The sequence below is a fragment of the Pantoea endophytica genome (assembly GCF_002858935.1).
In the GTDB taxonomy this organism is placed as follows: domain Bacteria; phylum Pseudomonadota; class Gammaproteobacteria; order Enterobacterales; family Enterobacteriaceae; genus Pantoea; species Pantoea leporis.
This window is the reverse complement of sequence record NZ_PJRT01000007.1, coordinates 179,504-204,861: the sequence shown is the minus strand read 5'-3', so window position 1 is coordinate 204,861 and position 25,358 is coordinate 179,504. Positions and strand designations below refer to the sequence as shown.

Below are 25,358 nucleotides of genomic sequence, written 5' to 3'. Positions count from 1 at the left end.
ACAAGTGAGTGTGACGCGCCTGCGTCGCCTAATGAGGCTGACGCAAACGTTCTCTTTGTGCTGAAGTTATCACCTAATGTGGCAATTAACCATGAGGAAAACGAGGGCGAAACACTACCACCTTTCATCAAATCATCGAACAACGCCCAGCATAAATCACTGCATTATTGTGATTAGCCTCGCACAAAATACGACTAAATTACTTTCATGCAGCAAATTGAGGGAATACACGCCACAGGATTAAGAAATGGTCCGGCATACGCAGGGCTATGACATGAATTAATCTAATGCGAATTACGGCGTCAAATTAGAATAAATCAAACGAGGCGCGATCGCGGTGCATCGCTGCATCATTGGGGTGCAGGAAAGAAAAACGGCGCCCAATTGGGCGCCGTCAGCTGAAATGATTAGCGTATCCATCTGGGTAGATCGTTAAGCCCCATCGCCTGTTTCAGCATCAGCGGTTTAACGCCAGGTAACGTGTCGGCGAGCTTGAGGCCAACATCACGCAGCAGCTTTTTCGCGGGATGGGTGCCAGCAAACAGCTCGCGGAAACCCTGCATCCCCGCCAGCATCATCGCCGCACTGTGCTTGCGGCTGCGCTCATAGCGACGCAGATAGAGATGCTGGCCAATGTCTTTGCCTTCCTGATGCAATCGCCGAATTTCACCAATTAATTCAGCCGCATCCATAAAGCCGAGATTTACGCCCTGCCCGGCCAGCGGATGGATGGTGTGGGCGGCATCGCCGACCAGCGCCAAACGGTGCGCGGCAAAGTTACGCGCATAACGTGCCGTCAACGGGAAGGTTTTACGTTCACTCTCGACCTGACACAAGCCAAGCCGCATATCAAACGCCACCGACAGCTGCTGATTAAATAGCGCTTCCGGCATCGATTGCAAGCGTGCCGCTTCCTGTGGCGCGAGCGACCAGACGATCGAGCATAAGTGTGGATCCTGCATCGGCAGGAACGCCAGAATACCGTCGCCGTGAAACACCTGACGCGCAATCGCATCATGCGGCATATCGGTGCGGATGTTCGCCACCAGCGCGTGATGCTCGTAATCCCAGAAAGTCAGCGGGATATCCGCTTTATCGCGCAGCCACGAATTGGCGCCGTCGGCCGCCACCAGCAAACGTGCGCTCATCATGCTGCCATCCTGCAACGTAATGAAGGCTTCGTTGTCGCCAAACGCCACTTGCTGCAGCTGCGCCGGGGCAAACAGCGTAATATCGCTGCTCTGACTGGCACGCTGCCACAACGCGCTATGGATCACTTCGTTTTCAATAATATGGCCAAGATGCGATAAACCCTGCTGCTCGTCATCAAAGCTGATTGAGCCAAAGCTGTCCTGATCCCACACTTCCATGCCGTGATAGGCGCTGGCGCGCAGCGCCAGGATGCTCGACCAGACATCGAGCTTTTGCAGCAAACGTTCACTGGCAGCGTTGATGGCGGAGACGCGAATCGACGCATTGGCCGCCGGATCAAACTGTGGCTCGGGTGCTTTTTCCAGCACGGCAACGCGTAAGCCGCTGCCTTGAAGTCCGCAGGCGACGGCCAAACCCACCATGCCGCCTCCGGCAATTGCCACATCAAAAGTTTGCATTGCTGCCCCTTAATTCGTGCTTAACGCTTAACCCAGCCGAGCGTGCGCGCGGCAAGTGGATTTCGTAGCCAAGGCAGATGGTCCATCGCCACCAGCCCAAGATTTCGTCCTGCTACCAACGGCGCATAGCGGTTAGCAAACAGTCGGACTAAACCGTCAGTGACGCCAACAGTGGCGGCACGATCGGGCTGACGTCGCGCGGCAAAATGCTGTAATACCGCGAAACTGCCGGGATCTTGCTGCTGACGATATGCGCCTGCCAGCGTTTCCGCCAGCGACATCACGTCGCGCAGACCCAGGTTGAAGCCTTGTCCGGCAATGGGATGCAGCGTTTGCGCCGCGTTGCCCACCAGCGCCAGACGATGTGTCACCTGACGTTCAGCGGTTTGCAGCGCCAGCGGATAATGCTCGCGTTGACCGGTATGCGTGAAGCGCCCCAGACGCCAGCCGAATGCGCGCTGCAGTTCTTGCAGGAAGGTCGCATCATCCCACTGCTTAATCGTTGCTTGCGCCTCAAGCGGGTGGCACCACACCAGCGACATGCGGTTGCCGGACATCGGCAACAGCGCCAGCGGGCCGTATTCGGTAAAGCGCTCAAAGGCGCGGCCCTGATGCGGCAACTGCGTCGACACGTTGGCGATAACCGCCAGCTGCTGATAATCATCGCGCTGCCAGGTGATACCGCAGGACGCGCCTAAAGGTGAACGCGAACCGTCAGCGGCCACCAGTAATGCGCCTGCCAACTGTTCGCCGCTGTTCAACATCACCTGCACATTATCCGCCGTACGCGCTACCGAAGTTACATGATCCGGGCAGCGCAGCGTGACGCCTGACGCTTTTTGCAGGCGTTGAAACAGCCGCTGGCCGACATCAAACAGTTCAACCACCTGACCGAGCGCAGGCAACTGATGATCTTGCGCTTTAAGCGAAACAAAGCCGGTATGACCGCGATCGGAAACGTGAATATCGGTGATGGGCGTGGCGCAATCGGCCAGCGAGCGCCACAGATCGATATCCGCTAACTGCTGACAGGTGCCAGCCGCCAGGGCAATCGCGCGTCCATCGAAACCGGGATGCGCGCGGCTGTCGGGCTGGCTGCGCTCAATCAGGGTAACCGGCAGTTGGCCTTGCGTCAGATGTGAAATCGCCAGCGCCAAAGTCGCACCGGTCATGCCGCCGCCGGCAATCAAAATGCTCATGCGTGACGTGCCGCCGCCATCAAGGCTTCAATCGCGTCAGCGTCTTTGACTACGCTGTCGGTGAGATTTTCGTTGCCGTCGGCGGTGATAACGATGTCATCTTCGATGCGAATGCCAATGCCGCGATATTGTGGCGGTACTTTGGCATCTGGCGCGATATACAAGCCAGGCTCAACCGTCAGCACCATGCCCGGCTCTAGCACGCGGTCGCGGCTTGGCGTGCCATAATGGCCGACATCGTGCACATCCAGCCCCAGCCAGTGACTCAAACCGTGCATGAAGAACGGACGATGCGCCTGCTCTTCAAACAGCGTATCGATGTTGCCATCCAGAATGCCGAGATCGACCAGGCCGGTAATCATTATGCGCACCACCTCGTCGTTAACGTCATGGATGCTGATGCCCGGACGGAACATCGACAACGCTTTGTAGAGCGAAGCCAGCACGATGTCGTAGATGGCGCGCTGCGGCTCGCTGAAGGTGCCGTTGACCGGGAAGGTGCGGGTGATATCGCCCGCGTAGCCGTGGAATTCACAGCCTGCGTCAATCAGCACTAAGTCGCCATCGCGCATTTCCGATTCGTTTTCGGTGTAGTGCAGAATACAGCCGTTTTCGCCCGAACCGACAATGGTGTTGTACGAGGGGAAACGCGCGCCGTGGCGATTGAATTCGTGATGAATTTCGCCTTCCAGCTGATATTCGAACATGCCCGGACGACAGGCTTGCATCGCTCGCGTGTGCGCCAGCGCGCTGATTTTTCCGGCGCGGCGCAGAATCTCAATCTCTTCTGCGCTTTTGAACAGGCGCATGTCGTGCACCCACGGACGCCAGTCGGTAACTGTGTCGGGCGCGCTAAGGTTTTGACGGAAGCCGCGACGCAGTTTGTCCAGCGCGCTGAACACCAGCTGATCGGCTTCTGCGTATTCGCCCTGCGCGTGGTAAACCACATCCAGGCCGTTAAGCAGTTGATGCAACTGCTCGCCGATGTCATCCCACGGCAAAGCGCGATCGACACCCAGTTTCGCCGGTGCGGCATCCTGGCCAAGGCGGCGACCAAACCAGATTTCGGCCGTCAGGTCACGCACGCGATTGAACAGCACGCTGTGATTGTGCTTATCATCACTTTTGATTAAGACCAGCAGCGCCTGCGGTTCATTAAAACCGGTGAAGTACCAGAAGTCGCTGTTTTGACGAAAGCTGTATTCGGTGTCGTTGCTGCGCGTCACTTCAGGTGCAGCAAAAATTAACGCCGCACTGCCTGGCGCCATGCGGGCAATCAGCGCCTGACGACGTTGTTGAAACGTATCCAAGGTAATCATGTTTGCACTCCCTGTTGAAGACGGGCCACAACGCACCCGCATTGACGCGCTTAATGTAGCGTAGGTTTCTGTACTTCTGGTGCCGTTGGCTGATGGGGACGCGTGAAGGTGTCGTGGCACAGCAGAGCGGCAACGCGCACGTACTCAATCACCTCTTCGAGTGACTGCTCCAGCTCTTCCTGATCTTCATCTTCGTCATAGCCAAGTTGTGCGATGGTGCGCAGATCGTCAATCGCTTCGCCAGTTTCGCCGGTCACTTTCTCCAGCTTCGGCTGCGTGACACCCAAACCGAGCAGGAAGTGGTTTACCCAACCGGCCAGCGCATCCGCGCGATCGAATACCGTGATGTCATCGTCTTCCGGCAACATCAGCTGGAACATAAAACCTTCGTCTTCCAGCGTGGTCGCCAGGCTTTCATGCAGCGCCTGCAGCGGCTGAGACAGGCTCTGCGAAAACGCCATGCCTTCGTTGGTGAGATCGTGAACCATGGTTTTCCAGCTGGTATCCTGATTGCCGCCGCATAGAATCCCGGAAAGGAGACCATGCATTTCGGCTGGCGTCATGCCCACGCCCTGCTGTGAAAGGGCCGCGGCCAGCGCGTTGTAACTCGGCGTTGCGTTCTGTAAAGACATAAGCTTTGGTCGTCGTTGGCAGAATAAGTTCGTGTTATGCTACCACCAGGTGCCTCTGGGTTTCCAGAAAAGGGGTTGTAACTTATAACTCGGGTATATATAGTTTCGCACCTCCCAACCCATTGACCGGTAAGGGAGATGCGATCGAAGTAATCAGTTAGGATGGTGGCATGTCTGCACAACCAGTAGATATTCAAATTTTTGGTCGTTCGTTAAGAGTGAATTGCCCGCCTGAACAGCAAGATGCGCTGAATCTGGCCGCAGAGGATCTCAATCAACGGTTGCAAGATTTAAAAGTTCGCACTAGAGTCACCAATACAGAGCAACTGGTGTTCATCGCCGCGTTAAACATCTGCCACGAGTTGGCACAAGAGAAAGGTAAGACGCGCGACTATGCAGCAAACATGGAACAACGTATCCGCATGCTGCAGCAGACCATTGAACAAGCGTTAGTAGAGCAAGGTCGCATAACTGACCGCCAGGGCCCTAATTTTGAATAAAGCTTCATGGTCCTCATGTTAGAGTGACGGTGAAGTAAATTTTCTCTGAGATGTTTGCAAGCGGGCCAGTCCCCTGAGCCGATATTTCATACCAACAGAATGTGACGCTCCACAATTTGTGCGCATGCTCGGTCCGTCCGAGAAGCCTAATAGTTGTGACGGCATGTTCACCTTGAACCAAGGGTTCAAGGGTTACAGCCTGCGGCGGCATCTCGGAGATCTCCATTTAGTAGCAAGTCTGTTTCCCCGGTTCGCATGATATAATCGCTTTTAAGAAGCGATTATTCCGGGGATATAGATATCATGCCAGCGCCCTCCCTTCTCGACCGTCAAGACATCCGTCAGCATGTGCGCCATTTGCGCCGTAATCTCACGTCTGAGCAACAGGAACAAGCCGCCGATCAGTTGGCTGAACACGCCATCAACATTGCGCCGATCGCTAATGCCCAACGCATTGCGCTGTTTTTATCTGTCGATGGAGAGATCAACACCCGCCCACTGATCGCCAAACTTTGGCAGCAAAAAAAGCAGGTTTATTTACCGGTGCTTCATCCCTTCTCGCCGGGCAATCTGCTGTTTATCCGTTACACGCCAGAAACGCCACTCGCGCCAAATAAACTTCACATCCCGGAACCGCCGCTGGATATCACGCAACTGGCCACGTTGGATCAGCTGGATGTGATGCTGGTGCCGCTGGTGGCGTTTGACTATGCTGGCCAACGTTTGGGAATGGGTGGCGGATTCTACGATCGCACGCTGCAAAACTGGCAGCAGCATGGTTTTCTTCCGGTGGGCATCGCACATGATTGTCAGCGCGTAGAAGCATTGCCGGTTGCCGCCTGGGATGTGCCGCTCCCCGCGATACTGACGCCATCGAAACTGTGGCAGTGGGAAGCGTGAGCAGGAAAAACAAAGGGCGCCAATGGCGCCCTGTTTAATCAGTACAGCAGACGGGCGCGGATGGTGCCCGGAATCGCCTTCATCGCCTGCAGCGCTTTATCCGCTGCATCCTGCTCAGCATCAATATCGATCACCACGTAGCCCATAATCGGCGTGGTTTGCAGATACTGCGCGGCGATGTTGATGCCCTGCTCGGCAAAAATCTGGTTAATGGCGGTCAGCACACCCGGACGGTTTTCATGGATGTGCAGCAGACGGCTAGCACTTGCCGCATGCATCGGCAGTGAGACTTCCGGGAAGTTAACCGCAGACAGCGTAGAACCGTTGTCGGAGTATTTCGCCAGCTTGCCAGCCACTTCGATACCGATGTTTTCCTGCGCTTCCTGCGTTGAACCACCAATGTGCGGCGTCAGGATCACGTTATCGAACTCGCACAGCGGTGAGTTAAACGGATCGCTGTTAGTCGCAGGCTCGACCGGGAAGACGTCGATAGCGGCACCGGACAGATGTTTATTCGCCAAGGCATCACACAGCGCCGGAATATCGATCACGGTACCGCGCGCGGCGTTGATCAGCAGCGCACCCGGCTTCATCAGCGCCAGCTCTTCCGCGCCAATCATGTTCTGAGTGGATGGCGTTTCAGGAACGTGCAGGCTGACCACGTCGCTCATGTTGAGCAGATCGGAGAGATGACGCACCTGAGTGGCGTTACCCAGCGGCAGCTTGCTTTCGATATCGTAGAAGAACACGTGCATACCGAGGCTTTCTGCCAGTACACCCAGCTGCATACCGATGTGGCCGTAACCGATGATGCCCAGTTTCTTGCCGCGAGCTTCAAACGAACCGTTGGCGACTTTATTCCAGATGCCACGGTGCGCTTTGGCGTTGGCTTCCGGAATGCCACGCAGCATCAGCAGCATTTCGCCAATCACCAGCTCTGCAACAGAACGGGTGTTGGAGAACGGCGCGTTGAACACCGGCACACCGCGTTTCGCCGCTGCACCGAGATCAACCTGGTTGGTACCGATACAGAAGCAGCCGACTGCTACCAGCTTTTCTGCGGCAGCAAAGATCTCTTCAGTCAGTTGGGTACGGGAACGGATACCAATGAAGTGCGCATCGCGGATGGAGGATTTCAGCGACTCCGCATCCAGCGCCCCTTTGTGAAACTCGATGTTGGTGTAGCCTGCTGCACGCAGGTTTTCCAGCGCACTCTGGTGAACGCCTTCCACCAGCAGGAACTTAATCTTGTCTTTTTCCAGTGATACCTTTGCCATTTCCCGACCCTATTCAGAATTCAATGAGGACTACCATAAGGTAGCCTTCTGTCAAAATATCAAAAATTTCGTGCGCAGCAATACAAACGATTGCCTGGGAGCCAGCACGCGCCCACGCGGAGACAGCACAATGCCGTACAAAATCGTGACATCCTTAATGGACGAAGTACGAACTTACTGCTGATGAATCTTTTGTGACATAAGTCACCAAATTTCAGCCTGGTGAGAAAAGATGTTTTGCGGATGGAAATAACCGGCGCATTACGCGCGCCGGACAGATCATTTTACGATGGTTTTCACGCCTTCTGCGGTACCAATCAGTGCGACGTCCGCACCACGTCCCGCAAACAGGCCAACGGTCACTACGCCCGGCAGCGCATTAATGGTTTTTTCCAGCTTAATGGGATCGAGAATACGCAGATTATGCACGTCGAGAATAATGTTGCCGTTGTCGGTAATGACGTTCTGGCGATACTCCGGCAAGCCGCCGAGTTTGACCAGTTCACGCGCCACATACGAACGCGCCATCGGAATCACTTCAACCGGCAGCGGGAAATGGCCCAGCACATCAACTTCTTTCGATGCATCGGCAATGCAGACAAATTTCTTCGCCACCGCCGCAACGATTTTCTCACGCGTCAGCGCTGCGCCACCGCCTTTGATCATCTGCATCTGCGGATTGATCTCATCGGCGCCATCAACGTACACCGACAGTTCATCAATTTCGTTGAGATCGAAGATGTGAATGCCCAGCGCTTTCAGTTTCTCCGTTGAGGCTTCCGAGCTGGAAACCGCACCTTCAATCTGATTCTTCATGGTGCTGAGTGCATCAATAAAATGCGCTGCCGTCGATCCCGTGCCTACGCCGACAATGGTGCCGGGCTCTACGTACTGCAGGGCTGCCCAACCTACCGCTTTTTTCAGTTCATCCTGGGTCATGGTATGTTTAAAACCTGTGCGACATCGAAGTGCGCGTAGTATAAAACAAGGCGCTGTAAAAAAGCGCGACAGTTAGACAGCCGATTTAACGCTTTGGAAGCCAGCCCGCAAAAATGCGCCGCAGCACAATTTGACAGTTTTATGGCATAGTAATGTCCACCCTGAACGAGAGAGAACAACAATGAAACGCCCGGATTATCGAACGCTTCAGGCGCTGGATGCTGTGATTCGCGAGCGCGGCTTTGAGCGTGCGGCACAAAAACTCTGCATTACCCAATCGGCGGTTTCGCAGCGTATTAAACAGCTGGAAAATTTATTTGGTCAGCCGCTGCTGGTGCGCACCGTGCCGCCGCGTCCGACCGAGCAGGGACAAAAGTTACTGGCGTTGTTGCATCAGGTTGAACTGCTGGAAGAGGAGTGGCTGGGTGATGATAACGGTGGAACCACGCCGCTGTTGCTGTCGCTGGCGGTCAACGCCGACAGCCTGGCCACCTGGCTGCTGCCCGCGCTGAAAGACGTGCTGGCCGATTCCCCAGTGCGCCTGAATTTGCAGGTGGAAGATGAAACCCGCACGCAGGAACGCCTACGTCGCGGTGAAGTGGTCGGCGCGGTGAGTATTCAGCCGCAGCCGCTGCCAAGCTGTCTGGTGGATCAACTGGGTGCGCTCGATTATCTGTTCTGCGCCTCACCTGATTTTGCTGCTCGCTATTTCCCGAACGGCGTAACACGCTCTGCGCTGCTGAAAGCGCCGGCGGTGGCATTTGATCATCTGGACGATATGCATCAGGCGTTTTTACAGCAGAACTTTGACCTGTCGCCGGGCAGCGTGCCTTGCCACATCGTTAACTCGTCAGAAGCCTTTGTGCAGCTGGCGCGTCAGGGTTCGGTGTGCTGTATGATTCCGCATCTGCAGATTGAGCGCGAGTTAGCGCAAGGTGAACTGGTGGATTTGACGCCAGGCCTGTATCAGCGTCGTATGCTGTACTGGCACCGGTTTGCGCCGGAAAGTCGTTTAATGCGCAGCGTGACCGACGCGCTGATTGCGCACGGACATCGCGTGCTGCGTCAGGATGTGTTGCCCGCGTAAAGATCAGGTCGCCCTTCATGGCGACCTGATATCAAACCTTACGGCGTGTTTGGTTTGATTTCAAAGACGACATCCACCTGATCGTCAAAGTGAATGCTCTGCTGCTCGTAAGTTTGCTGCGCGGTGGTATCAGCTTGTACTGCGGCGGCCTTATACATGCGCGCCATCGGCATCGGTTGATAGTTCGCAACGTGATAGCGGATGCTGTAAACCGAACCTAACTTAGCGTTAAACCCTTCTGCCAGCGCGTTAGCCTGCTGCGTAGCATTAGCGATGGCCACTTTACGCGCCTTCTCTTTGTAGCTGTCCGGATTCGCCACACCTAACTCGACCGAACGAATTTCATTCAGGCCAGATTTTAACGCGCCATCCAACAGCTCGTTGAGTTTGTCCAGCTGGCGCAGCGTTACCTGTACCTGACGCTCGGCACGATAGCCTTTCAGTACCGACTTACCTTCTTTGGTGTAATCGTACTCTGGCTGCGTGCTGAGGTTTGCCGCATCAATATCTTTTTTCTCGATACCGTTCTTTTGCAGGAAATCGAAATATTGCGCCACGCGATCATCAGCTTGTTTCTTCGCTTCTGCCGCGTCTTTCGACGAAACATTCACCACAATCGCGAGCGTCGCGAGATCTGGCGTGGCATCAACGCTTGCCTGTCCAGAAGTCACCACATGCGGTCCATTTGGCAATTCGCCTGCCTGAACTAAACCGGACAGTGCGCCCGTGCTCATTACGGCGGCCAGCGCCAGTGCTTTCAGTTTCACGAAAGTCCTCCTTGAGGGATTCAATTTGCAGGTCGCCATTATGGCTAAACCCAAAACACATTAACATGTGTGCTTATCTGATTAGTAAACGGCTCAAAAGTTCGAGCAATCTCCTTTTTAACGTAGCCGCGATCGCAAATTTAGCTGTACGGATTCGCCAATAAAACACTTATTCGTTTCTATTAAAGAAACACCCCTGAGTTCGGGAGAGTTGCCAATGACAGAACAGCCACTTAGCCAAACCGTTGCCAGCGCTCGCGCGGGACGTACGCGCTTTCTGATGCTCGGTCTGGTGTTTATTAACATCATTATCAACTATATGGATCGCACTAACCTGTCGGTTGCCGCTACGGCAATGGCTGGCGAATTGCGCTTCTCGCCCATGGAGATGGGATTGATCTTTTCCGCCTTTGGCTGGATCTACGCTGCGCTACAGATCCCCGGCGGCTTCCTCATCGATCGCCTTGGCGCGCGCGTGGTTTATGGCGTCGGTTTATTTGCCTGGTCGCTGATCACCGCGCTGCACGCGCTTGCCAACAGCTTTGGCGCGCTATTTGGTCTGCGGCTCGGCGTCGGTGCTTTTGAAGCGCCGGTGATGCCCTCCAACAACCGGGTGATCTCTAGCTGGTTCCCGGAGCAAGAGCGCGCCAGTGCCATCGGCATTTACTCCTCAGCGCAGTTTGTCGGCCTGGCGTGTATGACGCCGCTGCTGTTTCATCTGCAGGATGCTTTTGGCTGGCGCGGACTGTTTTTGATCACCGGACTTGCGGGGATGATTTGGGCGCTGGTGTGGTATTGGCTCTACCGCGAGCCGAATCAGCATCAAGGCGTGTCAAAAGCTGAGCTCAGCTATTTGCGTGACAACGGTGCGCTGCTGGAGAGTCGACAAAATTCGCAGCAGCCCATAGCGCGCTGGGGCGATTTGGCGCAGATGTTCCGCAGTCGTAAATTGGTCGGCATCTACATTGGCCAGTTCACAATTTCCGCCACCTTCTGGTTCTTCCTCACCTGGTTCCCGACGTATCTGGTGGAGTATCGTCACATGGGCTTCATCAAAAGCGGCTACGTTGCTTCGGTGCCCTACTTCGCCGCCTTCTGCGGCGTGCTGCTGGCCGGATTTGCCTCAGATCGCATGATACGTCGCGGTATCTCCGCTAGCGTGGCGCGCAAGCTACCGGTGATTCTCGGCCTGTTCCTGACGCTGTTTATCCTTGGTGCCAATTACACCGACGATTCCACGCTGATTATTCTGTTTATGTCGCTGGCGTTCTTCGGCAACGGCCTGGCGACCATTACCTGGGTGTTTGTCACGGCGCTGGCGCCGCGCCACTTGATTGGTCTGGCGGGCGGGGTATTTAACTTTACCGGTGCGCTGTCATCCATCGTGGTACCGATTGCCATTGGTGCGTTAATAGACGGCGATAACTTCGCGCCAGCCCTGGCATTTATTGCCGTGCTGGCCGCGATTGGCATCTGCAGTTACCTGTTTATTGTCGGGAAAATCGATCATGTTAGCGCGGGGTGAACACGGTTTGCGCCAGCGATTGCAACTGTTGCAGGCGCTGCGCGAGGTGCGCCTCATCGTCCTGCCAGATTTTGGCGAACGCCAATGCCGCGCGATTGTGATCAATCGGCTGCGCCATACTGATTTCGCCATCATCGCGGTGCCAGATCAGGTAACCCTCAGCACGCTTACGAGCCAGCAGCGGCGCGATTTGCAGCCACTGTTCTTCGCTAAAACGCGGGCGCAGCGCCTCGTCACTTTCCGCCGCCAGCAACGACACGCCAATCACCGATTGCCACGCGGGCAGCATGCGGAAACCGGCCAGCGCCTGGCTGGCGTTAATGCGTTCACCGGGTTCCGAGTGCCAGATGTAGATCACCTGATCCTCCCACAACACGCCCAGCGCCACCACGATATCGCGCGGCGCGTGGCGTTCCAGCTGCGGCAACGCCTGCGCGAACAGCGAAGATCCGCGAATCGCCTGTGCCGCCAGCGCGTGAATACCGGGGCCAGGCAGATAGCGTCGATGCTCATCCTGCGTCGTCAGTCCAATCGACGCCATGGTCATCAGCAATCGATTCACACGCGTGCTGTTCATCCCCATCTGGCGCGCCAGTTCACGGCAACCCACGGCCTTGTCACTGGACACCAGATATTGCAGACAGCGAATACCGTCAATCAGGCTTTGGTTCGGTTGAGAAGACATAGATCACCTGCGGCGGGCAAACTCCAATCTTAGCCTTAGAGTCAGAGGAATGAAATGATGCAGACTTTCTCTACGCAAAATGAGCGCCACTTTCCGCAACAACGACTACAAGCGGAGTTACTGATCGTCGGCGGTGGACTGGCGGGCGTGTGTGCCGCGCTGGCCGCCGCACGCGATGGCCTGGATGTGGTGCTGATTCAGGATCGCCCGGTGCTGGGCGGTAACGCTTCCAGCGAAGTGCGCTTGTGGGCCAACGGTGCGACCTCACACATGGGCAATAACAATCGCTGGGCGCGCGAAGGCGGCATCATGGGCGAGATCATGGAGGAGAACCTGTGGCGCAATAAAGAGGGCAATCCGGTACTGTTCGATATGGTGCTGCTGGACATCGTACAGGCGCAGCCCGGCCTGACTTTGCTGCTCAATACGGTGGTGACCGATATCGAAAAATCTGGCCGCCGTTTGCTGTCAGTGCAGGCGTTTAACGCCATTAATCAAACGCGTTATCGGGTTTCGGCTACACAATTTATCGATGCCAGCGGCGATGGCGTATTGGGCTATCTGGCCGGTGCGGCGCATCGCGTGGGCGCGGAATCCGTGGAGGAGTTTGGCGAGAAGATGGCGCCGGGCGAGAATTTCGGCCACAAGCTCGGTCATTCCATTTACTTCTACACCAAGCGCACGGCACAACCGGTACGCTTCGTTGCGCCCTCTTTCGCACTAAAAGAGATCACCGCCATTCCGCGCTATAAACGGCTAAGTTCAGAGCTGAACGGCTGCGATTTATGGTGGCTGGAATGGGGCGGACGGCTCGATACCGTGCATGAGAGCGAAACCATCAAGTGGGAACTATGGAAAATTGTCTGGGGCGTGTGGGATTACATCAAAAACTCCGGTGAATTTCCCGATGCCGATAACCTCACCATCGAATGGGTTGGCCTGATTCCCGGCAAGCGCGAGAGCCGGCGTTTTCTCGGCGAGACGATGCTGTGCCAGCAGGACATCATCGAACAACGCGACCACTACGATGCAGTGGCATATGGCGGCTGGTCGATTGATCTGCATCCGGCCGACGGCGTCTACAGCGAACACGATGGCTGTCGTCAGTTCCACAGCAAAGGGACTTACACCATTCCCTTCCGCGCGCTCTACAGCCAGTCGCTGGACAATCTGCTGCTCACCGGCCGACTGATCTCCGCTACGCACGTCGCCTTTGGCAGCGCACGCGTCATGTGCACCTGCGGCGTGCTGGGCGAAGTGGTGGGCCGCGCGGCGGCGCTGTGCCAGCAACAGCAGATCACGCCCGCCGAACTGGCGCAGCCTGAGCGCGTTGGGCAGCTGCAGCAGCATCTGCTGCGTCAGGGTGCGTTTATCCCGCGACATCCGTTGGCCAACCCAGCGCGCGAGGCGCATGTCACGGTGAGCAGCACCTTAGAGTTGCGCGCCCTGCCCGCCGATGCCGGTTGGCAGCCGCTGCAATCTCGCTGTGCGTTGCTGCTGCCGCTCAAAGCGGGCGAACGCTTGCCGGCAATCAGCGTGCAGCTGCGTGCCGCCAACGCGCAGAAATTAGAGGTATCGCTGCTCACCAGCACTAATCCGGCCAATACCTGCGGCGACTGCCAACTGAGCACGCAAAGTATCACGGTTACTGAGCAAGGCACTTATCGACTGAGCTTTGATTATCGCGCCGAATGCGATCGCTATGTATTTATCGCCTTTGAGGAGAACGCTGCGATTGAGGTTGCATTAACCAGCCAGCGTTTGCCGGGCGTGATGATGGTGTTCAACAGTCTCAATCCGCGCGTGGCGAAACGCACACGCCAGATTAACGATGGCGATTACGGCGTTGATGAGTTTGATTTCTGGCTGCCGCGCCGGGCTCCACAGCAAATCCTGCTGGCCTTTGCGCTGGAAACGCCGCTGCAGCTTTGGCACGGCGACTATCTGCTCAACGGCAAGCTGCGCCCGGAACAGCACACTAACTGCTGGGTGCCGGCGCAGGATGACACGCATCCCAACGTCAGCTGGCATTGGAATGAACCGCAGCAGGCGAAACACATTACCTTGCTGTTTGACAACGACTTCGACCATGCGATGGAAACGGTGCAAATGGGCCACGCACAGGCTGTGACGCCGCACTGCACCACACATTATCGCGTATGGCTGGATGAGATGCTTTTGGCAGACGTGACGGAAAATCATCACTCGCTGTGTCATCACGCGGTGCCAGAAGGCGTGATTTTTAGCCAGATTCGACTGGAGTTGCTCGCCAGTGCGGGCGCGCTGCCCGCACTGTACGGATTACATCTGCATTAGAGTGCAGCAATGCCCTGACGCGCCAGCTGAATGGCGATAAACCACATCACGCCGCCGACCAGCAAATTGATAATGCGCTGCGCCCGCACGGTGCGCAGCCGCGGCGACAGCCACGCGGCCAGCAGCGCCAGGCCGAAGAACCAGATAATTGAGGCACTCACGGTGCCAAATGCAAACCAACGACGCGCTTCTTCAGACGGAAGCTGGCTACCGAGGCTGCCGAGCACCACAAAGGTGTCGAGATAGACGTGCGGATTGAGCCAGGTCACCGCCAGAATAGTAGCGATGATGCGCCAGCGACCTTGCTTTATCTCCGCATCAGATGCCAGCGACACATCACCTTGCGATGCAGCGCGCAGCGCGCCCCAACCGTACCACAGCAAAAACGCCACGCCCGCCCAAGTGATCAGCATCAGTAAGAGAGGCGATTGATTCAGCAACGCGCTGCCGCCAAAAATCCCACCACAGATCAGCGCAATATCGCTAAGGGTACACAGCGATGCGGTCATCAGGTGGTAATGGCGCTTAATGCCCTGATTCATCACAAAAGCATTTTGCGGGCCTAACGGCAAAATCAGCGCAGCACCAAGGGCAAGCCCTTGTAAATAAACAGATAACACGGAAATAACCTTAATAACTGGGGAGATGCGGTGCAGTATAGTGACGCGAAGATATTAGAGGAAATTGAAATATTTAATAGGCTATTAGCATGAGTAATAAAAAAGGCACCCGCAGGTGCCCTTCTCTATTATTCGCTGCGTGCAGGCTGTTGTTGCTCGCTCTTCACCTGATGCAGATGCACATCCATCTGCGGGTAAGGAATGCCGATGCCGTTCGCGTCCAGCGTACGTTTGAAGTTCTTCATCAGATCCCAATAGACGTTTTGCAGATCGCTGCTTTTACTCCAGCAACGCACCACAAAGTTGAGCGATGAAGCCGCCAGTTCATTTAGGCCGATCTGTACGCCGAGGTCTTGCAGTACGCGCTCGTCCGCATCAACCACTTCACGCAACAGGCTAATAACCTGATCGACATCCGCATCGTAAGCCACACCAATAATGAACTCGTTGCGACGGATCGGTTCACGTGAATAGTTAACGATATTGCCGGCGATAATTTTACCGTTGGGTACCACCACGATTTTGCCATCAGCGCTTTTCAGCGTAGTGGAGAAAATCTGCACGTTCTGTACGGTACCCATCACGCCGCCGAGATCGACAAACTCACCGGTTTTGAACGGGCGGAAGGTCACCAACAGCACGCCAGCAGCCAGGTTGGACAGCGAACCTTGCAGCGCCAAACCCACAGCCAAGCCAGCAGCACCCAGCACGGCAATCACAGAGGCGGTTTGTACGCCAACGCGTCCCAGTGCAGCAATGACGGTAAAAGCGATAATTCCGTAGCGCACCATTGCAGAAAGGAAATCTGCCACAGTGGCATCAATATGACGCGCCAGCAGAACGCGGTTAATCGCATTGGAGACGATGCGCGCAATGAACATACCAATGATGATGGTAATAATCGCCGCCACAATATTGACCGCATAGCTCAGGATCAACGCCTGATTACGTATCAGCCATCCACCAGCACTATTAATGCCATCAACGACATGTAAATCTTCCATTTGTTAGCCCTGTTGTTGAGTTTCCCGCGGGAAATTGCCATAAACTGCCAGATTGACTCCGACACTCCGAATACAAGGGTAAACAAAAATAAGGCGAAGCGCCAAAAATGGCCTGAATTCGTGGGATTTTCTGAATGAGACGCATAAAAAAAGGCCCTTGCGGGCCTTTTTTGTACTGTACCGAAAATTACAGTACGTCGACAGCGTTAAGCTCTTTGAAAGCCTGCTCCAGGCGAACAACCATTGAAGCCTGAGCAGAACGCAGCCACACGCGTGGATCGTAATATTTCTTGTTCGGGCTATCTGAACCATTTGGGTTACCCAACTGGCCTTGCAAATAGTCTTCGTTCTTTTTGTAGTACTGCAGAATACCGTCCCACGTTGCCCATTGGGTGTCGGTATCGATGTTCATCTTGATCACGCCGTAGCCGATAGACTCTTCGATTTCTGCAGCAGAAGAACCTGAACCACCGTGGAACACAAAGTTCAGCGCGTTATGCGGCAAGTTGTGTTTTTTAGTCACGTATTCCTGAGAATCACGCAGGATGGTCGGCGTCAGTTTCACGTTGCCTGGCTTGTACACGCCGTGCACGTTGCCGAATGAAGCAGCGATGGTGAAACGTGGGCTGATTTTGCTCAGCTCGGTGTAAGCGTAATCAACGTCTTCTGGCTGAGTGTACAGCGCAGAAGCGTCCATGTGGCTGTTGTCCACGCCGTCTTCTTCGCCACCGGTACAACCCAGTTCGATTTCCAGGGTCATATCCAGTTTGGCCATGCGCGCCAGATACTTAGAAGAGATTTCGATGTTCTCTTCCAGAGACTCTTCAGACAGGTCGATCATGTGAGAAGAGAACAGCGGCTTACCGGTTTTCTTGAAGTGCTCTTCACCCGCGTCCAGCAGACCGTCGATCCACGGCAGCAGTTTCTTGGCACAGTGGTCGGTATGCAGAATTACTGGCACGCCGTACTGTTCAGCCATCAGATGCACATGGTATGCACCCGCGATAGCGCCGAAGATAGCCGCGCCCTGCGGCTTGTCGGTTTTGAAACCTTTACCGGCGATGAAGGCAGCACCACCATTGGAGAACTGAACGATGACCGGCGCTTTCACTTTGGCCGCAGCTTCCAATACCGCGTTAATAGAATCCGTGCCGACGCAGTTAACTGCTGGCAGAGCGAATTTGTTCTCTTTCGCTACCTGGAAAATTTTCTGAACGTCGTCACCAGTGACAACGCCGGGTTTTACGAAATCAAAAATTTTAGACATGTTTGTGTCCCGTTTCGTTACCGTTCATCCCCGAAGGGATTGCGATTTGTTTGCCCCATAAAGGGCTAGCCTTCAGGCGACGCCCAAGCGTCGCCCCCAAAGAGTTACTGCTTCGCGCGCTCTTCCAGCATAGCAACTGCTGGCAGTTTTTTACCTTCCACGAACTCGAGGAATGCGCCGCCGCCGGTAGAGATGTAAGAGATCTTATCTTCGATACCGAACAGATCGATTGCAGCCAGCGTATCGCCGCCGCCTGCCACCGAGAATGCATCGCTATCGGCGATAGCATTTGCCACGATTTCGGTACCTTTACGGAAGTTCGGGAACTCAAACACGCCAACCGGACCGTTCCACAGAATGGTTTTCGCGCCTTTAAGAATCGCGGCCATCGCCTGTGCGGTTTCGTCGCCGAAGTCCATAATCTCTTCGTTATCCGCCACTTCGGAAACCTTTTTCACGGTTGCCGGGGCAGTTTCAGAGAATTCCGTGCCTACGCGAGAATCAGTAGGAACCGGGATACCAAACTGATCACGCAGACCTTTTGCTGCTTCGACGAAGTCTGGCTCGTACAGTGATTTACCGACGTTGTTATCGATAGCAACGAAGGTATTCGCGATACCGCCGCCGACAATCACGGTGTCAGCAATCTTCACCAGCGACTGCAGCACATCAAATTTGGTCGACACTTTAGAACCGCCAACCACAGCAACCAGCGGACGCTCTGGATTACTCATCACTTTGCCCAGCGCTTCCAGCTCAGCTGACAGCAGCGGACCGGCACATGCGATTGGGGCAAATTTGCCCACGCCGTGGGTAGAAGCCTGTGCGCGGTGCGCGGTACCGAAGGCATCCATCACGAACACGTCGCACAGTGCGGCATATTTCTTCGACAGCCCTTCTTCGTCTTTTTTCTCACCTTTATTAAAGCGCACGTTTTCCAGCACAACCAATTCGCCCGCGCCGACTTCAACGCCGTCGAGGTAATCTTTTGCCAGGGTAACGTTGGTGCCGTTCAGTTTATCTTTCAGGTAGTTAACAACCGGCAGCAGGGAAAACTCTTCGTTGTATTCACCTTCGGTCGGACGACCCAGGTGAGAGGTAACCATCACTTTCGCGCCCTGTTTCAACGCCGCTTCGATGGTAGGCAGAGAAGCACGAATACGTGCATCCGACGTCACTTTCCCTTCTTTCACTGGCACGTTGAGATCGGCACGGATCAGAACGCGTTTACCAGCAAGATCCAGATCGGTCATCTTAATTACAGACATGGTGAACCCTCTCGTTGATTCTCATAAGTTTTGCCAGACGCAGTCCGCGTCTTACCTGAAACCGCTTGCGGCCATTGCTAACGTGGTGTCGATCATGCGGTTAGCAAAGCCCCATTCGTTGTCACACCAAACCAGCGTTTTGATAAGGTGATGACCACTGACCCGCGTTTGCGTGCCATCGACTATGGCACTGTGCGGATCATGGTTAAAATCTACTGAGACTAACGGTAATTCCGTATAGTCAACTATACCACGAAACGCCCCTTCTGACGCGTTTTGCAGCAACGCGTTGACCTCACACGCCTTCACCGCTTCGCGCACCGACACGCTCAGATCAATGGCTGTCACGTTGATGGTGGGCACGCGCACGGCAATCGCCTCAAAGCGATCGTTAAATTTCGGAAAAATACGGGTAATGCCAGCAGCGAGACGCGTATCTACCGGAATGATCGATTGGCTGGCGGCGCGGGTACGACGCAGATCGCTGTGATAGGCGTCGATCACCTGCTGATCGTGCATCGCCGAGTGAATGGTGGTCACGGTGCCCGACTCAATGCCAAAGGCGTCATCCAGCAACTTGATCACCGGAATAATGCAGTTGGTGGTGCAGGATGCGTTGGAGACAATGCGGTCAGTTTGTTTAAGAGCTTGTTCGTTAACACCGAACACGACTGTGGCATCGAGATCGTTGCCGCCCGGATGCGAGAACAACACTTTTTTCGCACCCGCCGCCAAATGGGCTTCGCCATCAGCGCGGCTACCGTACACCCCGGTACAATCCAGCACGATATCCACATTCAGTTCGCGCCACGGCAGCACATCTATTTCAGCCAGATGCAGGATGCGAATGGTGTCGTCACCGACAAACAGCTGATCGCGCTCCTGGCGCACATCAAAGGCAAAACGGCCGTGGCTGGTGTCGTACTTCAGCAGATGCGCCATGCCGGCGGCGTCTGCCAGCTCGTTAATGGCGACCACGGTGATCTCAGCCCGGCGACCGGTTTCATACAGGGCACGCAACACATTACGCCCGATACGACCAAAACCATTTATTGCTACGCGAACGGTCATCTCTACCTTCAACCACACCCGAAAAAACGTGCCGATTAGCCTGAGCGTTTCACACCGGTTTGTACAGGGAATTATTGCTTACCCACATGAGTGAGATGCACGATTTCGCTCACAACTGAAACGGTTCAGCTAGAGTAATGCAAGAGAGGAATAACGGGAATGATTGCGATCAAGTGAGTGGCTGAATATTGGATCTACGTCACAAATTTTGCACTGGCGGATTATTACTGCAGGAATAATTGAACCGTTTCAGGTTAGATACGCCTGCATTGCAGGTGCTCGCGATGAATCGCGCCGCTACAGGCTGTGCTTAACCGGTAGCGGCGCAATTTACTGCGCAAAGTTACAGAATCGATTTCGCCGTTTTCACCACGTTCTCAACCGTAAAACCAAACTCTTTGAACAGCTGATCCGCAGGCGCTGACTCACCGAAGGTGGTCATACCGACGATCGCGCCGTTCAGGCCGGTGTATTTGAACCAGTAATCCGCGATACCCGCTTCAATCGCCACGCGTGCGGCAACCGCTTTTGGCAGCACGGATTCACGGTACGCCGCGTCCTGCTTGTCGAAGGCGTCGGTGGATGGCATAGACACCACGCGCACCTTGCGGCCTTCCGCCGTCAGCTGATCAAACGCCGCCACCGCCAGCTCCACTTCCGAACCGGTGGCGATCAGGATCAGCTCCGGCGTACCTTCGCTGTCCTTCAGCACGTAACCGCCGCGCGCCACGTTAGCCAGCTGCTCAGCGCTACGATCCTGCTGCGCCAGGTTCTGACGCGAGAAGATCAGCGCCGACGGGCCGTCAACGCGCTCGATAGCGTACTTCCACGCTACCGCTGACTCAACCTGGTCGCACGGGCGCCACAGGCTCATGTTTGGCGTCACGCGCAGGCTGGCCATCTGCTCAACCGGCTGGTGCGTCGGGCCATCTTCGCCCAGACCAATTGAGTCGTGGGTGTACACCATGATCTGACGGATCTTCATCAGCGCGGCCATACGTGCGGCGTTGCGCGCATACTCGACGAACATCAGGAAGGTGGCGGTGTACGGCAGGAAGCCGCCGTGCAGCGCGATACCGTTGGCGATGGCGGTCATACCGAACTCGCGCACGCCGTAATGGATGTAGTTGCCCGCCGCGTCTTCGTTGATTGGCTTCGAGCCGGACCAAATGGTGAGGTTGCTCGGCGCGAGGTCAGCGGAGCCGCCCAGATATTCCGGCAGGATTTTGCCGAAGGCTTCGATGGCGTTCTGCGAGGCTTTACGGCTGGCGATTTTCGCCGGACTGGCCTGCAGCTGCTCGATGAACTTCTGCGACTCGCTGGCCCAGTTCGCCGGCAGCTCATTGTTCACGCGACGTTTGAACTCGGCAGCCAGCTCCGGATGCGCGGCGGCGTAGGCGGCAAACTTCTGGTCCCACGCCGACTCTTTCGCCTGGCCGGCTTCTTTGGCATCCCACTGCGCGTAGATGTCTGAAGGGATTTCAAACGGACCGTGGTTCCAGCCGAGCTGCTTGCGGGTCAGCGCGATTTCATCGGCACCCAGCGGCGCGCCGTGCGAGTCGTGCGTACCGGCTTTATTCGGCGAACCGAAGCCAATCACGGTTTTGCACATCAGCAGCGAAGGCTTGTCGGAAACCGCTTTGGCTTCTTCCACCGCTTTTTTAATCGCGTCCGCATCGTGACCGTCCACGCCGCGCACCACGTGCCAGCCGTAGGCTTCGAAGCGTTTGGCGGTGTCGTCGGTGAACCAGCCGTCAACGTGACCGTCGATGGAGATGCCGTTGTCATCGTAGAAGGCGACCAGTTTGCCCAGCTTCAGGGTGCCGGCGATGGAGCAGACTTCGTGTGAGATGCCTTCCATCATGCAGCCGTCGCCCATAAACACGTAGGTGTTATGGTCTACGATGTCATGACCCGGACGGTTGAACTGCGCCGCCAGCGTGCGCTCGGCAATGGCAAAACCCACTGCGTTAGCGATGCCCTGACCCAGCGGGCCGGTGGTGGTTTCAACGCCTGCGGTGTAGCCGTATTCCGGGTGGCCTGGAGTTTTAGAGTGCAGCTGACGGAAGTTCTGCAACTCGCTCATTGGCAGATCGTAGCCAGTGAGGTGCAGCAGGCTGTAAATCAGCATTGAGCCGTGACCGTTCGACAGCACAAAGCGGTCGCGGTCTGCCCACAGCGGGTTAGTAGGGTTATGGTTCAGGAAGTCACGCCACAGCACTTCGGCAATGTCCGCCATGCCCATTGGGGCACCCGGATGTCCCGAATTGGCTTTCTGTACTGCATCCATACTTAACGCGCGAATGGCGTTGGCAAGCTCTTTACGAGAGGGCATCTTCTACTCCAGGTCGGATTAATGCTCCGCCACGCTTAACTTATTGTAATTAATCAGTTATAAGGCGAAGCGAGAAAAAAGTCGCACATCAATGTACATGAAAATCAGGACAAAAGTACATGCATCTGGGTGCTAAATCACGGGTAACCGTTTGCATTTCCGGGCTTGTCTGCTAGTCATTGAACAACATGCGAGCTATAACCTAAGCGTTTAAACATCTGGGCCAGTTTCAGGTGTTTGTTTTCTTTACCTTGTTACCCAAAGGATGCCGATATGAAAATGAGAGCCACGATTGTTGCTCTGGGAATGGCTTCGCTGCTGAGCGGCTGCGAAGGGTTTGATAACAACGCGCTGCTACAATCGGGTGCGCAGGCTTATCAGGCCTATGCGCTGAACGATACGCAGGTGAAAGAATTGAGCGATCAATCCTGTGCGCAGATGGATAAAGACAATCAGGTTGCGCCCGCTAACAGTGAATACCAGCAGCGCCTGAACAAAATCGCGGCGGCGCTAGGCGACAACATCAACGGCGTGCCTGCCAACTACAAGGTTTATCAGACCAAAGACGTTAACGCCTGGGCGATGGCGAACGGTTGTATCCGCGTCTATAGCGGGTTGATGGATATGATGACCGATAACGAAGTCGAAGGTGTGCTGGGCCATGAAATGGGCCACGTCGCGCTGGGCCATACGCGCAAAGCGATGCAGGTGGCGCTGACGACCACCGCAACGCGCACCGCTGCGGCTTCCGTCGGCGGCGTAATTGGCTCGCTGTCACAATCACAATTGGGTGAAATGGGCGAAAAGCTGGTGAATGCGCAATTCTCGCAAACTCAGGAAACACAAGCCGATGACTACTCGTTCGACCTGCTGAAAAAGCGCGGCATCGATCCGATGGGATTAGCGACCAGCTTTGAGAAGCTAGCGAAACTGGAGCAAGGAAGACAGAGTTCGATGTTTGACTCGCATCCGGATTCGGAAGCCCGCGCCCAGCATATTCGTGAGCGTATTGCGGCTGGGAAATAGATCGTGCTTGCTGTCCCCCTCCTCGGTCCTCCCCCATGAATGGGGGAGGAAGATGCTGCCACATGTCAGTGAGGAAGCTGCATTTAGCTGCGTCTCCTTCCCCCATTCATGGGGGAAGGCCGGGATGGGGGACAGTAAGCAAAGATCAAAGCAAACAATCTTCAACGCTTAAACAATCCATCCACCATCGCACCCAAATCCTGAGTATTCGACGTCTTAATGTGGCCCTGCGGCGACAGCTTATCAATCACCTGCGGCAATAAGGCAGCCAGCGTACCGGACGCACCCTGTACATCGGTGCCGAGCTTATCCGCCAGCGACTGCAGCTGATCATTGCCAAGCGCATTTTGAATCTCGCCGCCATCAATCGACATGTTACTGCCGCTGCCAAGCCAGCTATTCAGCACCTGCCCGAGTCCGCCCTGTTGAAACTTCTGTAGCAGCACTTCAACGCCGCCCTGTTCCTGCACCCAGTTCCAGATAGCCATCAGCTGTTGCATCTGGTTGCCCTGCCCGCTTCCGTTGCTGTTTCCTAGCGATCCTACTAAATCGTCCAGTAAACCCATAGTCGCCTCCGCAGATTAATTAACCGTCAATAAGTGTAGCCGCAGGAGAAAGGATTAACCTTTATTTGCCGCCTGCACGTGCAGCATGTCCAGCGCCAGTGTGGCTGCGGCCAGCGAGGTCAGATCGGCGTGATCGTAGCCCGGCGCCACTTCCACCAGATCCATACCGACGATATTCATGCCCTGCAAACCGCGAATCAGCTTGGTGGCTTTATCGCTGCTCAAGCCGCCAATCACTGGCGTGCCGGTGCCCGGTGCGTGGGCGGGATCCAGACAATCGATATCAAAGGTCAAATACACCGGCAGATCGCCAACGGTACGCTTCACTTCCGCCAGAATGTCATCAACGCTGCGATCGTTGACCTGCGCGGCATCCAGCACGTTGAAGCCCAAGCTCTTATCGAACTCGGTACGAATACCGATCTGTACAGAGTGCTGCGGATCGATCAAACCCTCTTTTGGCGCGGTGAAGAACATGGTGCCGTGATCGAAAGTAGGACCATTGGAATAGGTATCGGTGTGCGCATCGAAATGCACCAGCGCCATTTTGCCGAAGTGCTTAGCGTGTGCACGCAGCAGCGGCAGCGTGACGTAGTGGTCACCACCAAAGGTCAGCATGCGCTTACCGTTCGCTAGCAGTTTCTCGGCGTGCGCCTGCAGTTTGTCAGAGAGATCCTGTGAATCGCCAAAGGCATAAACCAGATCGCCGCAATCCACCACGTTCAAACGCTGGCGCAGATCGAAATCCCACGGCCAGCGACAGCCTTCCCACGCCAGGTTGGTGGAAATCTGGCGGATTGCCCCCGGACCTAAACGGCTGCCTGGACGACCGGAGGTCGCGGCATCGAAAGGAACACCGGTGATCACCCACTCAGCGTCACTGTCGTAAGGCTGGAAGTTGAGGGGGAAGCGCATGAAACCAAAAGCGTTAGAAACCAATGAGTTATCATACTGATTGCCCAAGGTGTTATGCATAACTGGTCCTCTTAAGATCCGTAAGTCGATAGGTCTGTTTAGGTATAGATGAAAAAAATCCCCTCAACGTAAACACTACGAGGAAGGGATAGATGGGCGTGATTATTACGAAGATTGAAGTTGGGCGCAATCAATGCTTTGACGCGGTAAGCCTCCAGATAAATCAGGGTCAATCATTTCGGCTGGAGAGAGCTTAAAACCATAAACGATAATAATTTAATCACGAATGTTTGTGGCGAAGTGAATAAGGAAAATTGAGCCTTTTCTCAATTATCTTCATAGGAAGGCAGGCAATAATTTCATCGATAGAAAAGTAGCAAATACGATACAAATCAAATAACAACCCATTTAATCAGCTAACTGTAGATGGCAAATCAACGCGACCATTCGAGGCTGCTTATTATCTATTATCTTATCCTCAGCGCATTGGTAACTGTTAAGCCAAGGGCGGTAGCATATCTATTAATCAA

At 55.1% G+C, this 25,358-nt stretch carries 22 protein-coding genes and 1 other RNA gene; 7 read left to right on the top strand and 16 right to left on the bottom strand.

Annotation, left to right across the window (positions count from 1 at the left end; all coding sequences use genetic code 11):
- Window positions 1–407: 407 nt before the first annotated feature.
- The 4 genes from ubiI to PZBJ_RS07520 are packed head-to-tail and all read right to left on the bottom strand — an operon-like array spanning window position 408 to window position 4,760.
- A complete protein-coding gene (ubiI, locus tag PZBJ_RS07535; RefSeq protein ID WP_101761951.1) occupies window positions 408–1,610 on the bottom strand; it encodes an FAD-dependent 2-octaprenylphenol hydroxylase in 1,203 nt (400 codons plus the stop codon).
- 20 nt (window positions 1,611–1,630) lie between these two features.
- A complete protein-coding gene (gene ubiH, locus PZBJ_RS07530; RefSeq protein ID WP_101761950.1) occupies window positions 1,631–2,809 on the bottom strand; it encodes a 2-octaprenyl-6-methoxyphenyl hydroxylase in 1,179 nt (392 codons plus the stop codon).
- Window positions 2,806–4,128 (bottom strand): Xaa-Pro aminopeptidase, encoded by a 1,323-nt coding sequence (gene pepP, locus PZBJ_RS07525; protein ID WP_101761949.1) that lies wholly within the window; start codon window positions 4,126–4,128, stop codon window positions 2,806–2,808. Before pepP ends, ubiH begins: the two co-directional genes overlap by 4 nt.
- 50 nt (window positions 4,129–4,178) lie before the next feature.
- The gene (locus PZBJ_RS07520) at window positions 4,179–4,760 is read right to left on the bottom strand and encodes a YecA/YgfB family protein (RefSeq protein WP_101761948.1); all 582 of its coding nucleotides are present in this window, start codon (window positions 4,758–4,760) and stop codon (window positions 4,179–4,181) included.
- A 170-nt stretch (window positions 4,761–4,930) separates the two neighbouring features.
- Here PZBJ_RS07520 and zapA point away from each other — a divergent pair, with 170 nt between their 5' ends.
- From zapA to PZBJ_RS07505, 3 genes are all read left to right on the top strand, one after another.
- Window positions 4,931–5,260: a cell division protein ZapA gene (zapA, locus tag PZBJ_RS07515; RefSeq protein WP_007890288.1), complete on the top strand. Its 330-nt coding sequence runs from the start codon at window positions 4,931–4,933 to the stop codon at window positions 5,258–5,260.
- Between the two features lie 39 nt (window positions 5,261–5,299).
- Window positions 5,300–5,483: non-coding RNA, 6S RNA (ssrS, locus tag PZBJ_RS07510), on the top strand.
- Between the two features lie 80 nt (window positions 5,484–5,563).
- Complete coding sequence (locus tag PZBJ_RS07505; protein WP_101761947.1) at window positions 5,564–6,160, top strand: 5-formyltetrahydrofolate cyclo-ligase; 597 nt, start codon at window positions 5,564–5,566, stop codon at window positions 6,158–6,160.
- A 38-nt stretch (window positions 6,161–6,198) separates the two neighbouring features.
- On the opposite strand, the gene serA is transcribed toward PZBJ_RS07505, so the two are convergent.
- Together serA and rpiA are read right to left on the bottom strand one after the other, a co-directional pair.
- Window positions 6,199–7,437 (bottom strand): phosphoglycerate dehydrogenase, encoded by a 1,239-nt coding sequence (gene serA / locus PZBJ_RS07500; RefSeq protein WP_101761946.1) that lies wholly within the window; start codon window positions 7,435–7,437, stop codon window positions 6,199–6,201.
- Between the two features lie 279 nt (window positions 7,438–7,716).
- Entirely contained in the window at window positions 7,717–8,376 is a 660-nt protein-coding gene (rpiA, locus tag PZBJ_RS07495) for a ribose-5-phosphate isomerase RpiA (RefSeq protein WP_101761945.1), read from the bottom strand.
- Between the two features lie 181 nt (window positions 8,377–8,557).
- On the opposite strand from rpiA, the gene PZBJ_RS07490 reads away from it, so the two are divergent.
- Entirely contained in the window at window positions 8,558–9,463 is a 906-nt protein-coding gene (locus PZBJ_RS07490; protein WP_007890292.1) for a LysR family transcriptional regulator ArgP, read from the top strand.
- 38 nt (window positions 9,464–9,501) lie between these two features.
- Here the strand turns inward: PZBJ_RS07490 and PZBJ_RS07485 are convergent, their stop codons facing one another.
- The gene (locus tag PZBJ_RS07485; RefSeq protein ID WP_101761944.1) at window positions 9,502–10,230 is read right to left on the bottom strand and encodes an oxidative stress defense protein; all 729 of its coding nucleotides are present in this window, start codon (window positions 10,228–10,230) and stop codon (window positions 9,502–9,504) included.
- A 217-nt stretch (window positions 10,231–10,447) separates the two neighbouring features.
- Here PZBJ_RS07485 and PZBJ_RS07480 point away from each other — a divergent pair, with 217 nt between their 5' ends.
- A complete protein-coding gene (locus PZBJ_RS07480; protein WP_101761943.1) occupies window positions 10,448–11,755 on the top strand; it encodes an MFS transporter in 1,308 nt (435 codons plus the stop codon).
- On the opposite strand, the gene PZBJ_RS07475 is transcribed toward PZBJ_RS07480, so the two are convergent.
- Complete coding sequence (locus PZBJ_RS07475; protein ID WP_101761942.1) at window positions 11,742–12,440, bottom strand: IclR family transcriptional regulator; 699 nt, start codon at window positions 12,438–12,440, stop codon at window positions 11,742–11,744. The genes PZBJ_RS07480 and PZBJ_RS07475 overlap by 14 nt on opposite strands.
- A gap of 57 nt (window positions 12,441–12,497) precedes the next feature.
- Here PZBJ_RS07475 and PZBJ_RS07470 point away from each other — a divergent pair, with 57 nt between their 5' ends.
- The gene (locus tag PZBJ_RS07470; protein WP_420818498.1) at window positions 12,498–14,756 is read left to right on the top strand and encodes an FAD-dependent oxidoreductase; all 2,259 of its coding nucleotides are present in this window, start codon (window positions 12,498–12,500) and stop codon (window positions 14,754–14,756) included.
- On the opposite strand, the gene argO is transcribed toward PZBJ_RS07470, so the two are convergent.
- The 6 genes from argO to tkt all read right to left on the bottom strand — a co-directional run bounded on the left by argO (window position 14,753) and on the right by tkt (window position 22,321).
- Window positions 14,753–15,376, bottom strand: a complete 624-nt coding sequence (argO, locus tag PZBJ_RS07465; protein WP_101761940.1) for an arginine exporter ArgO — start codon at window positions 15,374–15,376, stop codon at window positions 14,753–14,755. The two genes, PZBJ_RS07470 and argO, sit on opposite strands and share 4 nt — an antisense overlap.
- A 128-nt stretch (window positions 15,377–15,504) precedes the next feature.
- Window positions 15,505–16,380: a small-conductance mechanosensitive channel MscS gene (gene mscS / locus PZBJ_RS07460; RefSeq protein WP_101761939.1), complete on the bottom strand. Its 876-nt coding sequence runs from the start codon at window positions 16,378–16,380 to the stop codon at window positions 15,505–15,507.
- A 187-nt stretch (window positions 16,381–16,567) separates the two neighbouring features.
- Entirely contained in the window at window positions 16,568–17,647 is a 1,080-nt protein-coding gene (gene fbaA / locus PZBJ_RS07455) for a class II fructose-bisphosphate aldolase (RefSeq protein ID WP_101761938.1), read from the bottom strand.
- A gap of 104 nt (window positions 17,648–17,751) precedes the next feature.
- Window positions 17,752–18,915, bottom strand: a complete 1,164-nt coding sequence (gene pgk, locus PZBJ_RS07450; protein WP_101761937.1) for a phosphoglycerate kinase — start codon at window positions 18,913–18,915, stop codon at window positions 17,752–17,754.
- A 51-nt stretch (window positions 18,916–18,966) separates the two neighbouring features.
- The gene (gene epd / locus PZBJ_RS07445; RefSeq protein WP_101761936.1) at window positions 18,967–19,986 is read right to left on the bottom strand and encodes an erythrose-4-phosphate dehydrogenase; all 1,020 of its coding nucleotides are present in this window, start codon (window positions 19,984–19,986) and stop codon (window positions 18,967–18,969) included.
- Between the two features lie 343 nt (window positions 19,987–20,329).
- The gene (gene tkt / locus PZBJ_RS07440; RefSeq protein WP_101761935.1) at window positions 20,330–22,321 is read right to left on the bottom strand and encodes a transketolase; all 1,992 of its coding nucleotides are present in this window, start codon (window positions 22,319–22,321) and stop codon (window positions 20,330–20,332) included.
- Between the two features lie 273 nt (window positions 22,322–22,594).
- Here tkt and loiP point away from each other — a divergent pair, with 273 nt between their 5' ends.
- Window positions 22,595–23,347 (top strand): metalloprotease LoiP, encoded by a 753-nt coding sequence (gene loiP / locus PZBJ_RS07435; protein ID WP_101761934.1) that lies wholly within the window; start codon window positions 22,595–22,597, stop codon window positions 23,345–23,347.
- Window positions 23,348–23,508: 161 nt separating this feature from the next.
- On the opposite strand, the gene PZBJ_RS07430 is transcribed toward loiP, so the two are convergent.
- The gene (locus PZBJ_RS07430) at window positions 23,509–23,913 is read right to left on the bottom strand and encodes a YidB family protein (RefSeq protein WP_101761933.1); all 405 of its coding nucleotides are present in this window, start codon (window positions 23,911–23,913) and stop codon (window positions 23,509–23,511) included.
- A 54-nt stretch (window positions 23,914–23,967) separates the two neighbouring features.
- The gene (speB, locus tag PZBJ_RS07425) at window positions 23,968–24,888 is read right to left on the bottom strand and encodes an agmatinase (RefSeq protein ID WP_101761932.1); all 921 of its coding nucleotides are present in this window, start codon (window positions 24,886–24,888) and stop codon (window positions 23,968–23,970) included.
- Window positions 24,889–25,358: the final 470 nt, after the last annotated feature.